General features: G+C 54.9%; 9 protein-coding genes, 4 tRNA genes and 3 rRNA genes. 14 read left to right on the forward strand and 2 right to left on the reverse strand.

Annotated features, from left to right (window positions below):
* The first annotated feature begins 130 nt into the window (after positions 1 to 130).
* From HWQ14_RS05810 to HWQ14_RS05840, 7 genes are all read left to right on the forward strand, one after another.
* Positions 131 to 1,672, forward strand: a 16S ribosomal RNA gene (locus HWQ14_RS05810).
* Between the two features lie 70 nt (positions 1,673 to 1,742).
* Positions 1,743 to 1,819: transfer RNA gene (locus tag HWQ14_RS05815), tRNA-Ile, on the forward strand.
* A 105-nt stretch (positions 1,820 to 1,924) separates the two neighbouring features.
* Positions 1,925 to 2,000: transfer RNA gene (locus tag HWQ14_RS05820), tRNA-Ala, on the forward strand.
* Between the two features lie 169 nt (positions 2,001 to 2,169).
* Positions 2,170 to 5,073, forward strand: a 23S ribosomal RNA gene (locus tag HWQ14_RS05825).
* 65 nt (positions 5,074 to 5,138) lie between these two features.
* Positions 5,139 to 5,254, forward strand: a 5S ribosomal RNA gene (gene rrf / locus HWQ14_RS05830).
* The 16S, 23S and 5S rRNA genes sit together here with 4 tRNA genes alongside, the layout of an rRNA operon.
* Before the next feature lie 55 nt (positions 5,255 to 5,309).
* A tRNA-Asp gene (locus HWQ14_RS05835) sits at positions 5,310 to 5,386 on the forward strand.
* A 53-nt stretch (positions 5,387 to 5,439) separates the two neighbouring features.
* Positions 5,440 to 5,515, forward strand: a tRNA-Trp gene (locus HWQ14_RS05840).
* A gap of 102 nt (positions 5,516 to 5,617) precedes the next feature.
* Here HWQ14_RS05840 and hdfR read toward each other — a convergent pair.
* Complete coding sequence (gene hdfR / locus HWQ14_RS05845) at positions 5,618 to 6,439, reverse strand: HTH-type transcriptional regulator HdfR (RefSeq protein WP_148422503.1); 822 nt, start codon at positions 6,437 to 6,439, stop codon at positions 5,618 to 5,620.
* A gap of 118 nt (positions 6,440 to 6,557) precedes the next feature.
* Here hdfR and HWQ14_RS05850 point away from each other — a divergent pair, with 118 nt between their 5' ends.
* Positions 6,558 to 6,896: a DUF413 domain-containing protein gene (locus HWQ14_RS05850; protein ID WP_006808641.1), complete on the forward strand. Its 339-nt coding sequence runs from the start codon at positions 6,558 to 6,560 to the stop codon at positions 6,894 to 6,896.
* Positions 6,897 to 6,923: 27 nt separating this feature from the next.
* Here the strand turns inward: HWQ14_RS05850 and HWQ14_RS05855 are convergent, their stop codons facing one another.
* A complete protein-coding gene (locus HWQ14_RS05855; RefSeq protein ID WP_148422461.1) occupies positions 6,924 to 8,444 on the reverse strand; it encodes a YifB family Mg chelatase-like AAA ATPase in 1,521 nt (506 codons plus the stop codon).
* Between the two features lie 341 nt (positions 8,445 to 8,785).
* Here HWQ14_RS05855 and ilvL point away from each other — a divergent pair, with 341 nt between their 5' ends.
* From ilvL to ilvD, 6 genes are all read left to right on the forward strand, one after another.
* Positions 8,786 to 8,884 carry an ilv operon leader peptide gene (ilvL, locus tag HWQ14_RS05860; protein ID WP_023620831.1) on the forward strand — a complete coding sequence of 33 codons (99 nt, stop codon included), beginning with the start codon at positions 8,786 to 8,788 and terminating at the stop codon, positions 8,882 to 8,884.
* An 86-nt stretch (positions 8,885 to 8,970) separates the two neighbouring features.
* Complete coding sequence (gene ilvX, locus HWQ14_RS23150; RefSeq protein ID WP_166792073.1) at positions 8,971 to 9,021, forward strand: peptide IlvX; 51 nt, start codon at positions 8,971 to 8,973, stop codon at positions 9,019 to 9,021.
* Positions 9,022 to 9,023: 2 nt separating this feature from the next.
* Positions 9,024 to 10,670: an acetolactate synthase 2 catalytic subunit gene (gene ilvG / locus HWQ14_RS05865; protein ID WP_176609210.1), complete on the forward strand. Its 1,647-nt coding sequence runs from the start codon at positions 9,024 to 9,026 to the stop codon at positions 10,668 to 10,670.
* Positions 10,667 to 10,930, forward strand: coding sequence for an acetolactate synthase 2 small subunit (gene ilvM, locus HWQ14_RS05870; RefSeq protein ID WP_148422463.1), 264 nt, complete (start codon positions 10,667 to 10,669; stop codon positions 10,928 to 10,930). Before ilvG ends, ilvM begins: the two co-directional genes overlap by 4 nt.
* A gap of 18 nt (positions 10,931 to 10,948) precedes the next feature.
* Positions 10,949 to 11,878: a branched-chain-amino-acid transaminase gene (gene ilvE / locus HWQ14_RS05875; RefSeq protein ID WP_176609211.1), complete on the forward strand. Its 930-nt coding sequence runs from the start codon at positions 10,949 to 10,951 to the stop codon at positions 11,876 to 11,878.
* Between the two features lie 60 nt (positions 11,879 to 11,938).
* Positions 11,939 to 13,789, forward strand: coding sequence for a dihydroxy-acid dehydratase (ilvD, locus tag HWQ14_RS05880; RefSeq protein WP_148422465.1), 1,851 nt, complete (start codon positions 11,939 to 11,941; stop codon positions 13,787 to 13,789).

Consider the following 13,789-nt stretch of genomic DNA (forward strand, 5'->3'; position numbering starts at 1 on the left):
TTATCAGACAATCTGTGTGGGCACTCAAAGTGACATGGATTCTTAATGTCTTCGGACAATAAATGAATACCAAGTCTCTGAGTGAACATACGTAATTCATTACGAAGTTTAATTCACGAGCATCAAACTTAAATTGAAGAGTTTGATCATGGCTCAGATTGAACGCTGGCGGCAGGCCTAACACATGCAAGTCGAACGGTAACAGGAAGCAGCTTGCTGCTTCGCTGACGAGTGGCGGACGGGTGAGTAATGTCTGGGAAACTGCCTGATGGAGGGGGATAACTACTGGAAACGGTAGCTAATACCGCATAACGTCGCAAGACCAAAGAGGGGGACCTTCGGGCCTCTTGCCATCGGATGTGCCCAGATGGGATTAGCTAGTAGGTGGGGTAACGGCTCACCTAGGCGACGATCCCTAGCTGGTCTGAGAGGATGACCAGCCACACTGGAACTGAGACACGGTCCAGACTCCTACGGGAGGCAGCAGTGGGGAATATTGCACAATGGGCGCAAGCCTGATGCAGCCATGCCGCGTGTGTGAAGAAGGCCTTCGGGTTGTAAAGCACTTTCAGCGGGGAGGAAGGCGGTAAGGTTAATAACCTTGCCGATTGACGTTACCCGCAGAAGAAGCACCGGCTAACTCCGTGCCAGCAGCCGCGGTAATACGGAGGGTGCAAGCGTTAATCGGAATTACTGGGCGTAAAGCGCACGCAGGCGGTCTGTCAAGTCGGATGTGAAATCCCCGGGCTCAACCTGGGAACTGCATTCGAAACTGGCAGGCTAGAGTCTTGTAGAGGGGGGTAGAATTCCAGGTGTAGCGGTGAAATGCGTAGAGATCTGGAGGAATACCGGTGGCGAAGGCGGCCCCCTGGACAAAGACTGACGCTCAGGTGCGAAAGCGTGGGGAGCAAACAGGATTAGATACCCTGGTAGTCCACGCCGTAAACGATGTCGACTTGGAGGTTGTGCCCTTGAGGCGTGGCTTCCGGAGCTAACGCGTTAAGTCGACCGCCTGGGGAGTACGGCCGCAAGGTTAAAACTCAAATGAATTGACGGGGGCCCGCACAAGCGGTGGAGCATGTGGTTTAATTCGATGCAACGCGAAGAACCTTACCTACTCTTGACATCCAGAGAACTTTCCAGAGATGGATTGGTGCCTTCGGGAACTCTGAGACAGGTGCTGCATGGCTGTCGTCAGCTCGTGTTGTGAAATGTTGGGTTAAGTCCCGCAACGAGCGCAACCCTTATCCTTTGTTGCCAGCGGTCCGGCCGGGAACTCAAAGGAGACTGCCAGTGATAAACTGGAGGAAGGTGGGGATGACGTCAAGTCATCATGGCCCTTACGAGTAGGGCTACACACGTGCTACAATGGCGCATACAAAGAGAAGCGACCTCGCGAGAGCAAGCGGACCTCATAAAGTGCGTCGTAGTCCGGATTGGAGTCTGCAACTCGACTCCATGAAGTCGGAATCGCTAGTAATCGTAGATCAGAATGCTACGGTGAATACGTTCCCGGGCCTTGTACACACCGCCCGTCACACCATGGGAGTGGGTTGCAAAAGAAGTAGGTAGCTTAACCTTCGGGAGGGCGCTTACCACTTTGTGATTCATGACTGGGGTGAAGTCGTAACAAGGTAACCGTAGGGGAACCTGCGGTTGGATCACCTCCTTACCTTAAAGAACCTGCCTTTGTAGTGTCCACACAGATTGTCTGATGAAAAACAGCAGTAAAAAATCTCTGCAGGCTTGTAGCTCAGGTGGTTAGAGCGCACCCCTGATAAGGGTGAGGTCGGTGGTTCAAGTCCACTCAGGCCTACCAAATTTTTGCTGATGCTGCGTTGCGGCGACACTCACATACTCAGGTATGCTTCGTGTCACCACGCCTTGCCTCAACAAAAATTACCGGTAGAGAGATCACTACGATGGGGCTATAGCTCAGCTGGGAGAGCGCCTGCCTTGCACGCAGGAGGTCTGCGGTTCGATCCCGCATAGCTCCACCATCCTTTACTGCAAAACAAGAAAACTTCAGAGTGAACCTGAAAAGGTGCACTGCGAAGTTTTGCTCTTTAAAAATCTGGATCAAGCTGAAAATTGAAACGACACACAGCTCATGTGTGTTCGAGTCTCTCAAATTTTCGCAATCAGAAGTGAAACATCTTCGGGTTGTGAGGTTAAGCGACTAAGCGTACACGGTGGATGCCCTGGCAGTCAGAGGCGATGAAGGACGTGCTAATCTGCGAAAAGCGCCGGCGAGGTGATATGAACCCTTGACCCGGCGATGTCCGAATGGGGAAACCCAGTGCAATCCGTTGCACTATCGTTAGCTAAATACATAGGCTAACGAGGCGAACCGGGGGAACTGAAACATCTAAGTACCCCGAGGAAAAGAAATCAACCGAGATTCCCCCAGTAGCGGCGAGCGAACGGGGAGCAGCCCGGAGTCTGAATCAGCTTGTGTGTTAGTGGAACGGTCTGGAAAGTCCGACGGTACAGGGTGATAGTCCCGTACACGAAAATGCACTTGCTGTGAACTCGAAGAGTAGGGCGGGACACGTGGTATCCTGTCTGAATATGGGGGGACCATCCTCCAAGGCTAAATACTCCTGACTGACCGATAGTGAACCAGTACCGTGAGGGAAAGGCGAAAAGAACCCCGGCGAGGGGAGTGAAAAAGAACCTGAAACCGTGTACGTACAAGCAGTGGGAGCCTCTTTATGGGGTGACTGCGTACCTTTTGTATAATGGGTCAGCGACTTATATTCTGTAGCAAGGTTAACCGTATAGGGGAGCCGAAGGGAAACCGAGTCTTAACTGGGCGTTAAGTTGCAGGGTATAGACCCGAAACCCGGTGATCTAGCCATGGGCAGGTTGAAGGTTGGGTAACACTAACTGGAGGACCGAACCGACTAATGTTGAAAAATTAGCGGATGACCTGTGGCTGGGGGTGAAAGGCCAATCAAACCGGGAGATAGCTGGTTCTCCCCGAAAGCTATTTAGGTAGCGCCTCGTGAACTCATCTTCGGGGGTAGAGCACTGTTTCGGCTAGGGGGCCATCCCGGCTTACCAACCCGATGCAAACTACGAATACCGAAGAATGTTATCACGGGAGACACACGGCGGGTGCTAACGTCCGTCGTGAAGAGGGAAACAACCCAGACCGCCAGCTAAGGTCCCAAAGTCATGGTTAAGTGGGAAACGATGTGGGAAGGCACAGACAGCCAGGATGTTGGCTTAGAAGCAGCCATCATTTAAAGAAAGCGTAATAGCTCACTGGTCGAGTCGGCCTGCGCGGAAGATGTAACGGGGCTAAACCATGCACCGAAGCTGCGGCAGCGACACTATGTGTTGTTGGGTAGGGGAGCGTTCTGTAAGCCGTTGAAGGTGTGCTGTGAGGCATGCTGGAGGTATCAGAAGTGCGAATGCTGACATAAGTAACGATAAAGCGGGTGAAAAGCCCGCTCGCCGGAAGACCAAGGGTTCCTGTCCAACGTTAATCGGGGCAGGGTGAGTCGACCCCTAAGGCGAGGCCGAAAGGCGTAGTCGATGGGAAACAGGTTAATATTCCTGTACTTGGTGTTACTGCGAAGGGGGGACGGAGAAGGCTATGTTAGCCGGGCGACGGTTGTCCCGGTTTAAGCATGTAGGCGGAGGTTCCAGGTAAATCCGGTACCTTTTTAACGCTGAGGTGTGATGACGAGGCACTACGGTGCTGAAGTAACAAATGCCCTGCTTCCAGGAAAAGCCTCTAAGCATCAGGTAACACGAAATCGTACCCCAAACCGACACAGGTGGTCAGGTAGAGAATACCAAGGCGCTTGAGAGAACTCGGGTGAAGGAACTAGGCAAAATGGTGCCGTAACTTCGGGAGAAGGCACGCTGATATGTAGGTGAAGCCCCTGCGGGTGGAGCTGAAATCAGTCGAAGATACCAGCTGGCTGCAACTGTTTATTAAAAACACAGCACTGTGCAAACACGAAAGTGGACGTATACGGTGTGACGCCTGCCCGGTGCCGGAAGGTTAATTGATGGGGTTAGCGGTAACGCGAAGCTCTTGATCGAAGCCCCGGTAAACGGCGGCCGTAACTATAACGGTCCTAAGGTAGCGAAATTCCTTGTCGGGTAAGTTCCGACCTGCACGAATGGCGTAATGATGGCCAGGCTGTCTCCACCCGAGACTCAGTGAAATTGAACTCGCTGTGAAGATGCAGTGTACCCGCGGCAAGACGGAAAGACCCCGTGAACCTTTACTATAGCTTGACACTGAACACTGGTCCTTGATGTGTAGGATAGGTGGGAGGCTTTGAAGCGTGGACGCCAGTCTGCGTGGAGCCGCCCTTGAAATACCACCCTTTAATGGCTGGTGTTCTAACGTAGACCCGTAATCCGGGTTGCGGACAGTGTCTGGTGGGTAGTTTGACTGGGGCGGTCTCCTCCCAAAGAGTAACGGAGGAGCACGAAGGTTGGCTAATCCTGGTCGGACATCAGGAGGTTAGTGCAATGGCATAAGCCAGCTTGACTGCGAGCGTGACGGCGCGAGCAGGTGCGAAAGCAGGTCATAGTGATCCGGTGGTTCTGAATGGAAGGGCCATCGCTCAACGGATAAAAGGTACTCCGGGGATAACAGGCTGATACCGCCCAAGAGTTCATATCGACGGCGGTGTTTGGCACCTCGATGTCGGCTCATCACATCCTGGGGCTGAAGTAGGTCCCAAGGGTATGGCTGTTCGCCATTTAAAGTGGTACGCGAGCTGGGTTTAGAACGTCGTGAGACAGTTCGGTCCCTATCTGCCGTGGGCGCTGGAGAATTGAGGGGGCTGCTCCTAGTACGAGAGGACCGGAGTGGACGCATCACTGGTGTTCGGGTTGTCATGCCAATGGCACTGCCCGGTAGCTAAATGCGGAAGAGATAAGTGCTGAAAGCATCTAAGCACGAAACTTGCCCCGAGATGAGTTCTCCCTGAGACTTTAAGTCTCCTGAAGGAACGTTAAAGACTATGACGTTGATAGGTCGGGTGTGTAAGCGCAGCGATGCGTTGAGCTAACCGATACTAATGAACCGTGAGGCTTAACCTTACAACGCCGAAGATGTTTTGGCGAAGAGACAGATTTTTCAGCCTGATACAGATTAACAGAATTTGCCTGGCGGCTTTAGCGCGGTGGTCCCACCTGACCCCATGCCGAACTCAGAAGTGAAACGCCGTAGCGCCGATGGTAGTGTGGGGTCTCCCCATGTGAGAGTAGGGAACTGCCAGGCATCAAATTAAGTAGTGAGCCGGTGCATTAATCCGGTGGTTACAGAAGTATTCGGTGGAGCGGTAGTTCAGTCGGTTAGAATACCTGCCTGTCACGCAGGGGGTCGCGGGTTCGAGTCCCGTCCGTTCCGCCACTTATTAAGACATTAAGCCTGCCTTATCGGCAGGCTTAATGGCAAAAAACTTTAGGGGCGTAGCTCAGTTGGTAGAGCACCGGTCTCCAAAACCGGGTGTCGCGAGTTCGAGTCTCTCCGCCCCTGCCATATAGAATCCTTTGCTTCGGCAAAGGATTTTTTTTTTTTCCTGTAAAACAGGCGAAAACCTTCCTGAAATTTGTGCAGCCTGCGTTTCCGCAGGCTTTTGCGTTAATCCAGTATACTGATTTTCAAAAGATCTTTAATCTGCGACTGCTTATCGCTGTTTTGCAGCCAAATGGCATACAGCGGTCTGGAGAGCGTCGTCGAATCGGTGACAACATGGAGCTCAGGTTTATTATCTGCCCAGCGAACGGGTAGCCAGGTACACCCTTTCAGCGAGGGAAGCTGCTGGCAGGCGATCTCCGCAGAGCTTGTCGTGAGCTGCGGGATATCATCACTGGCAATTAACCCAGCCTCATGCTGCTGAAAGTCCGGGCCCCATTCCAGGCGTAAATAATTGAGGTCTGCCTTCATCATTGAAGGCTCTGTTGCATACAGCGCCAGGCTAAACTGCCCTACAATCTGGCTGCTAAATTCGTCCATCTTGGGCGCTTCGGTAGTGATCAGAAGATCCAGCTGGCGCTCGTGGAGTTGCTTTACCAGCGACTGACGTTGCGCAATTCGGGCCTCGAACTGTAGATGGTTATGCGAGCGATACAGTCGCGTAAGCCACTGGCTGAGCATGCATTCCCAAAGAGACGCGCTGGCTCCTATGGAGAATTCATTATGTCGGGAAGTGTGCGCAACCTCCTTTCGCGCCGCCTGCCAGGTATTCATCAAGGTTTCTGCATACGGCAGCAGTTTTTCACCGGCCGGCGTTAAGCGGATATTGTTGCGATGACGGGTGAACAGATTCACACCCAGTTGATTTTCCAGCTGTCGAATACGAAAACTGACTGCTGACTGCGTCAGGTAAAGGGCTTCAGCGGCTCGCCCAAAGTGTCGCGTTCTGCTCACTTCGAGGAAAGTTTTTAGCAATTCCGTATCCACATCTTTCTCCACAAAATTATTTGTCGTTATGATTTAAATGTTTTGTTTTACACTCTGTCAAGCGTAACTAATACTCCGCGCCATAAATAGCTCGGCCAAAGAATTAGGAGCGTGTAGGATGGCGGAAAGCTTTACGACGACTAATCGTTTTTTCGACAATAAACATTATCCGCGCGGGTTCTCTCGTCACGGCGATTTCACTATCAAAGAAGCTCAACTTCTTGAGCGCCATGGTTATGCCTTTAACGAGCTGGATCTGGGTAAACGTGAACCAGCAACCGAAGACGAAAAACAGTTTGTCTCTGTTTGCCGTGGTGAGCGTGAGCCGCAGTCTGATGCAGAACGTGTATGGATCAAGTATATGGCTCGCATCAAGCGTCCTAAGCGTTTCCATACGCTGTCCGGCGGTAAGCCGCAGATGGAAGGTGCTGAAGACTACACCGAGTCTGACGACTAAGAAGAGAAGGGGCTACGGCCCCTTTTTTTATGCCAGCATTTTTTGCAGATGCAGCAGCAAGCGATCTATCGCCCGATAGCTAAGTGCCTCCTGCAAATGTCGCCTCTCAATTCCTGTGCAACCCTCCACGTCGGCGATAGTACGCGCTACTTTTAACAAACGCTGCCATGCGCGAATGGATAGCCCAAAACGCGTCAGCGTTTCTTCCAGCCAGCCTGCATCCTCCGCGGTGAGAGAACAGAATTGTCGGATCCCGGCGTTATCCAGCCGGGCATTCAGCGTGTTCTGACGAGCATACTGCCGCGCCTGCGCCGTAATGACGCGTTCCCGCACGACTGCCGAACTTTCGCCTTTCAAACCGGTTTGCCTCAGCAGGCCGGGAGGAGGCAGAGGGATCTCCAGCGATAAATCAAAACGGTCAAGAAAGGGCCCGGACAGCTTACTCAGGTAACGCAGCGTCTGCTCCGGCGTGCAGCGGTTATGGTTACCCTGATAATGGCCCGTTGGGCTGGGGTTCATCGCGGCCACCAGCTGAAACCGCGCTGGATAGCTTATTTTGGCTCGTGTACGAGAGAGATGGATCTCGCCAGATTCAATCGGTTCCCGCAGCGCATCCAGCACGCGGCGTTCAAACTCGGGTAATTCATCCAGAAACAGGATACCGTTGTGCGCCAGTGAGATTTCACCCGGTCCTGGAATTGACCCTCCGCCCACCATGGCGGTGAGAGACGCGCTGTGATGGGGAGAGCGAAAAGGGCGGCGGCGCCACTGATTATGCAGCGACGTTGCGCTGACCAGGCTGAAAATCGCGGCGCTTTCGAGCGCTTCGTGATTATTGAGGGGCGGCAGCAGGCCGCTTAACCTGCTCGCCAGCATCGTTTTACCCGTGCCTGGCGGACCGATAAGCAGCAGATTATGCCCACCCGCGGCGGTTATCTCTAACGCCCGCTTACCCTGATCCTGACCCATAATATCGCTGAGGTCATCGGGCGAATCTGGCACCGCCTCGTCACTCTCCTGCGGTTCGGCAAGCTCGTGTCGGCCTTCCAGCCAGGCGCAAACCTCCTGTAAATGACCCGCTACCAGACACCCCTTTTCGGCGATAAGGCTGACTTCAGAGGCATTTTCATTGGCTACAATGATTTGTCTCCCTGCGCGTATGGCTTCAAGCGCACCCGAGATAGCGCCGGGAACGCCTCTTAACGCGCCTGTAAGCGCTAATTCACCTACGAACTCGCAGGAGCTTAACGTCGGGGTGTTGAGCTGTTCAGAAGCCGCGAGAAGCGCTATAGCAATAGGTAAATCATATCGCCCGCCCTCCTTTGGTAAATCAGCAGGCGCCAGATTAATGGTGATCTTCTTCGCGGGAAAAGCATAACCGCTATTGATGATTGCACTGCGTACGCGATCCCTCGCCTCTTTGACGGTCGTTTCGGGTAAGCCGACAAGCGTCAGTCCGGGCAGTCCATTACTTAAATGGACCTCCACAGAAATAAGCGGTGCCTTCACTCCGATAGCCGCGCGTGTATAAACAACAGACAGTGACATAAGCACCTCCCTGGCGATGACTATGCCAGTAAGGTTGCGCACTGTTTAGCGTTGAATGACCGAATTACGGCGCGCGTTCCTACTTTTTCGCGACAAACTGCAATCATTGCACGATTGCGGAACTGGCCTCGCAGAAAAGAAATGACGCGCGTTTTGCCTGCGGGAACCAGGCGAAAAAATGAAAAAACTTCATTTCCATTTTTTCCCTATATAAAACAAAGGTTTTAATAGAAATAGTTTGCCTGCTACAGAAATTCGCCATAAAAAAATCTTGTGTCATATGAAATATCTGTGGTAACTCTTTAGGTATTCCTTCGAACAAGATGCAAAAAGAACAGAAAATGACAGCCCTTCTACTAGTGATTAGCCTGGTCGTGATTAGCGTGGTGGTGATTATTATCCCACCGTGCGGGGCTGCACTTGGACGAGGAAAGGCTTAAGAATCAAGCCTTAACGAACTAAGACCCCCGCACCGAAAGGTCCGGGGGTTTTTTTATGACTAAAAAACTTAAATGAGGAGCAGAGAATGACCACTAGCACAAAATTCTGTTTCTCCAGATTTATGACGGGGAACTAACTATGAATGGGGCACAATGGGTAGTACATGCGTTGCGCGCGCAGGGAGTCGAAACCGTATTCGGTTATCCGGGTGGCGCAATTATGCCGATTTACGATGCACTGTATGACGGCGGCGTGGAGCACCTCTTGTGCCGACATGAGCAGGGCGCAGCAATGGCAGCTATCGGCTATGCCCGCGCGACCGGGAAAACCGGCGTGTGTATGGCGACCTCCGGTCCGGGTGCAACTAACCTGATTACCGGCCTGGCTGACGCACTGCTCGACTCCGTTCCCGTGGTGGCGATCACTGGCCAGGTGGCCTCTCCATTCATCGGTACCGATGCCTTCCAGGAAGTTGACGTGCTTGGCTTATCCCTGGCCTGCACCAAACACAGCTTCCTCGTTCAGTCCCTCGAAGAGCTGCCGCGCGTGATGGCCGAAGCGTTCGAAGTTGCCAGCTCTGGCCGTCCGGGCCCGGTTCTGGTTGATATCCCGAAAGATATCCAGGTCGCGCTCGGCGATCTGGAGCCGCACTTCTCCACCGTGGAAAGCGACGATGCGTTTCCGCACGCGGAGGTTGAAGAGGCGCGTCAGATGATGGCGCAGGCGAAGCAGCCGATGCTGTACGTAGGCGGCGGTGTGGGCATGGCCCAGGCCGTCCCGGCGCTTCGCGCGTTTATCGCCACCACGCAAATTCCCGCCACCTGCACGCTGAAAGGTCTGGGTGCGGTAGAGGCGGATTACCCGTACTACCTCGGCATGCTGGGCATGCACGGCACCAAAGCGGCTAACCTGGCGGTGCAGGAGTGCGACGTGCTTATCGCTGTCGGAGCGCGTTTTGACGACCGCGTCACCGGCAAGCTGAATACCTTCGCGCCGAATGCCAAAGTCATCCATATGGATATCGATCCGGCGGAAATGAACAAGCTGCGTCAGGCGCACGTCGCGCTGCAGGGCGATCTCAACGCGCTGTTACCGGCGCTGGCACAGCCGCTGGAGATCGGCGCATGGCGCCAGCACACCGCAGACATGCGCGCTGAACATGCCTGGCGTTACGACCATCCCGGCGAGGCCATCTACGCGCCGCTGCTGTTGAAGCAGTTGTCCGACCGTAAACCGGCAGACAGCGTGGTGACAACGGACGTGGGCCAGCACCAGATGTGGTCAGCCCAGCACATGACCTACACCCGCCCGGAAAACTTCATCACCTCCAGCGGCCTGGGCACGATGGGCTTCGGCCTGCCTGCTGCCGTGGGTGCACAGGTTGCCCGCCCGAACGATACCGTTATCTGTATCTCCGGTGACGGCTCCTTCATGATGAACGTCCAGGAGCTCGGCACCGTTAAGCGCAAGCAGTTGCCGCTGAAGATCGTATTGCTCGATAACCAGCGTCTGGGGATGGTGCGTCAGTGGCAGCAGCTGTTCTTCCAGGAGCGTTACAGCGAAACGACCCTCACCGATAACCCCGATTTTCTGACTCTGGCCAGCGCCTTCGGTATCCCTGGCCAGCACATCACCCGTAAAGACCAGGTTGAAGCGGCACTCGACACCATGCTGTCAAGCGAAGGGCCTTACCTGCTTCATGTCTCAATCGACGAGCTTGAGAACGTCTGGCCGTTGGTACCGCCCGGTGCCAGTAACTCACAAATGCTGGAGAAATTATCATGATGCAACATCAGGTCGCCGTGCAGGCTCGCTTCAACCCGGAAACGTTAGAACGCGTTTTGCGCGTGGTCCGTCATCGCGGTTTTCAAATTTGCGCAATGAATATGGAAACGGCCACCGACGCGCAAAACATCAGTATCGAATTAACCGTTGCCAGCCCGCGGCCGGTCGACTTACTGTTTAGTCAGTTATCAAAGTTGGTAGACGTTGCCCATGTTGCCATCTGCCAGAGCACAACCACATCACAACAAATCCGCGCTTAAGCGTGACAGGACGAAAAAATGACGACAAAAAAAGCTGATTACATTTGGTTCAATGGTGAGATGGTTCGCTGGGAGGACGCGAAGGTCCACGTGATGTCCCACGCGCTGCACTACGGTACCTCCGTTTTTGAAGGCATCCGTTGCTACGATTCTCACAAAGGGCCAGTGGTGTTCCGCCATCGCGAACACATGCAGCGTCTGCATGACTCAGCCAAAATTTATCGTTTCCCGGTCTCTCAAAGCGTGGATGAGCTGATGGAAGCCTGCCGCGAGGTGATTCGCAAGAACAACCTCACCAGCGCCTATATTCGTCCGCTGGTCTTCGTGGGCGACGTCGGCATGGGCGTAAACCCGCCAGCCGGTTACAGCACCGATGTGATCATTGCCGCGTTCCCGTGGGGCGCCTATCTGGGTGCGGAAGCGCTGGATCAGGGGATCGACGCCATGGTGTCTTCCTGGAACCGCGTTGCGCCTAACACCATTCCAACCGCCGCTAAAGCGGGCGGTAACTACCTCTCCTCACTGCTGGTCGGCAGCGAAGCGCGCCGCCACGGCTATCAGGAAGGTATCGCACTCGACGTCAATGGCTACATCTCCGAAGGCGCGGGCGAAAACCTGTTCGAAGTGAAAGACGGCATTCTGTTCACCCCGCCGTTTACCTCCTCCGCGCTGCCGGGCATCACCCGTGACGCGATCATCAGGCTGGCGAAAGACCTCGGTATCGAAGTGCGCGAGCAGGTGCTGTCCCGCGAATCCCTGTATCTGGCCGATGAAGTCTTTATGTCCGGTACCGCGGCTGAAATCACGCCGGTGCGCAGCGTAGACGGGATCCAGGTGGGCGAAGGCCGCTGTGGTCCGGTCACCAAACGCATTCAGCAGGCGTTCTTCGGCCTCTTCACCGGCGAAACAGAAGACAAATACGGCTGGTTGGATCAGGTTAATCACTAAATATAAATTTGGGACGGCTCGCACCGTCCCACTGCATAGTCAGACGGGAGTAAATAAAGCATGCCTAAGTATCGTTCAGCCACCACCACCCACGGTCGTAACATGGCGGGTGCCCGCGCGCTCTGGCGCGCCACCGGAATGACCGACGCCGATTTCGGCAAGCCGATTATCGCCGTGGTGAACTCCTTCACCCAGTTTGTACCCGGCCACGTACACCTGCGCGACCTCGGTAAACTGGTAGCCGAACAAATCGAAGCCTCCGGCGGCGTGGCAAAAGAGTTCAACACCATTGCGGTGGATGACGGTATCGCGATGGGGCACGGGGGCATGCTCTATTCACTGCCGTCGCGCGAGCTGATTGCCGACTCGGTGGAGTACATGGTCAACGCCCACTGCGCCGATGCGATGGTCTGTATCTCGAACTGCGATAAAATCACCCCGGGGATGCTGATGGCCTCCCTGCGCCTGAACATTCCGGTGATCTTCGTCTCCGGCGGCCCGATGGAAGCGGGAAAAACCAAGCTTTCCGACAAAATCATCAAGCTCGACCTGGTCGACGCGATGATTCAGGGCGCGGATCCGAAAGTGTCTGACGAGCAGAGCGACCAGGTGGAACGCTCCGCGTGCCCGACCTGCGGCTCCTGTTCCGGGATGTTCACGGCTAACTCCATGAACTGCCTGACCGAAGCGCTGGGCCTCTCTCAGCCGGGCAACGGTTCGCTGCTGGCAACCCATGCCGACCGTAAGCAGCTGTTCCTGAATGCCGGTAAGCGCATCGTTGAGCTGACGAAACGCTACTACGAGCAGGACGACGCCAGCGCGCTGCCGCGCAACATCGCCAGCAAGGCCGCGTTTGAGAACGCCATGACGCTGGATATCGCCATGGGCGGCTCCACCAACACCGTCCTGCACCTGCTGGCCGCCGCGCAGGAAGCCGAAATCGACTTCACCATGAGCGATATCGACAAGCTCTCCCGCAAAGTGCCGCAGCTGTGTAAAGTCGCGCCGAGTACCCAGAAATATCATATGGAAGACGTACACCGCGCGGGCGGCGTCATCGGCATTCTCGGCGAGCTGGATCGCGCCGGGCTGCTGAACCGTGACGTGAAAAACGTGCTTGGCCTGACGCTGCCGGAGTCGCTGGACCAGTACGACGTGATGCTGACCAAAGACGAAGCGGTTAAAAACATGTTCCGCGCCGGTCCTGCCGGTATTCGCACCACGCAGGCGTTCTCGCAGGATTGTCGCTGGGACACGCTGGATAACGATCGCGCCGAAGGCTGCATCCGCTCGCTGGAACACGCCTACAGCAAAGACGGCGGCCTGGCCGTGCTGTACGGCAACTTCGCGGAAAACGGCTGCATCGTGAAAACCGCAGGCGTGGACGACAGCATCCTGAAGTTCACCGGTCCGGCAAAAGTGTACGAAAGCCAGGACGAGGCGGTAGAGGCCATCCTCGGCGGCAAAGTGGTGGAGGGCGACGTGGTGGTCATCCGCTATGAAGGGCCGAAAGGCGGTCCTGGCATGCAGGAGATGCTCTACCCAACCACCTTCCTGAAATCCATGGGCCTTGGCAAAGCGTGTGCGCTGATCACCGACGGTCGTTTCTCCGGCGGCACGTCTGGCCTCTCCATCGGCCACGTTTCCCCGGAAGCGGCAAGCGGCGGCAACATCGCGATCATCGAAGATGGCGACCTCATTGAAATCGACATTCCGAATCGCGGCATTCAGCTCAGGCTGAGCGACCAGGAAATTGCGGCCCGTCGTGAAGCGCAGGAAGCGCGCGGCGACAAAGCCTGGACGCCGAAAGATCGCCAGCGTGAGGTCTCCTTCGCCCTGCGCGCTTACGCGAGCCTTGCCACCAGTGCAGATAAAGGCGCGGTGCGCGATAAATCTAAACTTGGGGGCTAA

Source organism: Enterobacter cloacae (assembly GCF_013375935.1).
Lineage (GTDB): Bacteria > Pseudomonadota > Gammaproteobacteria > Enterobacterales > Enterobacteriaceae > Enterobacter > Enterobacter pasteurii.

What these genes read in the sequence shown, in the direction of transcription:
- HWQ14_RS05850 (WP_006808641.1), top strand. Translation starts at nt 6,558, where the DNA reads ATGGCGGAAAGCTTTACGACGACTAATCGTTTTTTCGACAATAAACAT.
- HWQ14_RS05855 (WP_148422461.1), bottom strand. Translation starts at nt 8,444, where the DNA reads ATGTCACTGTCTGTTGTTTATACACGCGCGGCTATCGGAGTGAAGGCA.
- ilvL (WP_023620831.1), top strand. Translation starts at nt 8,786, where the DNA reads ATGACAGCCCTTCTACTAGTGATTAGCCTGGTCGTGATTAGCGTGGTG.
- ilvG (WP_176609210.1), top strand. Translation starts at nt 9,024, where the DNA reads ATGAATGGGGCACAATGGGTAGTACATGCGTTGCGCGCGCAGGGAGTC.
- ilvM (WP_148422463.1), top strand. Translation starts at nt 10,667, where the DNA reads ATGATGCAACATCAGGTCGCCGTGCAGGCTCGCTTCAACCCGGAAACG.
- ilvE (WP_176609211.1), top strand. Translation starts at nt 10,949, where the DNA reads ATGACGACAAAAAAAGCTGATTACATTTGGTTCAATGGTGAGATGGTT.
- ilvD (WP_148422465.1), top strand. Translation starts at nt 11,939, where the DNA reads ATGCCTAAGTATCGTTCAGCCACCACCACCCACGGTCGTAACATGGCG.